Source organism: Campylobacter sp. RM19073 (genome assembly GCF_024723495.1).
Classification (GTDB): domain Bacteria; phylum Campylobacterota; class Campylobacteria; order Campylobacterales; family Campylobacteraceae; genus Campylobacter; species Campylobacter porcelli.
Genome location: NZ_JANQCT010000063.1, coordinates 1 through 871, shown reverse-complemented (window position 1 = coordinate 871; position 871 = coordinate 1). Strand labels below are relative to the sequence as shown.

Sequence of the window (871 nt, the reverse complement as noted above, 5' to 3'; positions counted from 1 at the left end):
TTATGTTATTGATAGTTGCTACTAATTGGTTTTGGACTGAGCCTAGGTCTGCTCTTAGTTTATCTAGCGTTTTTCTAGCACTCTCAGCTACATCTACCATAGCTTGAGCTCCACCATAGGTATTTACGCCACCGGCTTGATCTGCTTCGCTATATACATTTGAGAAACCGCCATCGAAATACCCCATTGCTTTAGCAATTGAAAAATCAATTGTTCCTGAATTCATATATTTAAGGTTAATTGAAGCTTGATTATAAGTTGCCGTAGCAATTGAAGCTTCAGTAATGGCTGCTGCCGTCATACCGCTAATAGCTGACATACCATTTAATCCTACTTTAATATCTCTAGCGTCTTGGCGAACAAAGGTTATCTGACCCATTAATACAACACCTAAAGAAGCAGCACCTTGACCAGAAGCAGCTGAGGCTCCAGACAATCTACCACCTAATTTGCTGTAACTTGTAGATATTGTTCCTATTCTAATAGCTCTACCATCTTTGGCGGCTAAAACTAAACGACCATTATCTAAACTTGCTTCTACACCAGTTTCATCTTTTTTAGCGTTGATAGCTCCGATTAGTGTGTTATCGCTATCGTTGGCTTTGACTTCTATATTTCCTATAATAACACCATTTATTTGAAGTCCTTTTACTGTTCCAGCTTGAACTGCAGTAGACATAATTTGAGTATTATTTACATTTACTTTTACACCAGTTTTATCTGAAACTCCATTCATCATTTCAGCTACGGCTTTGTAGCCATCAGTGTATAAAGTACTGGCTTCTATTTTTTGAAATTCATAACCATTAGGAAAACCATCTATACCGCTTAATTTTACTTGAACGCCATCTGAAAACGCACCAGAAACGAC

The 871-nt window shown here is 37.8% G+C and carries 1 protein-coding gene; it reads right to left on the bottom strand.

All coding sequences use genetic code 11. The annotated features are described in order from the left end of the window. Positions 1-871, bottom strand: an 871-nt coding sequence (locus CSUIS19073_RS08250; protein ID WP_337214420.1) for a flagellin hook IN motif-containing protein, incomplete at both ends; no start/stop codon positions are given.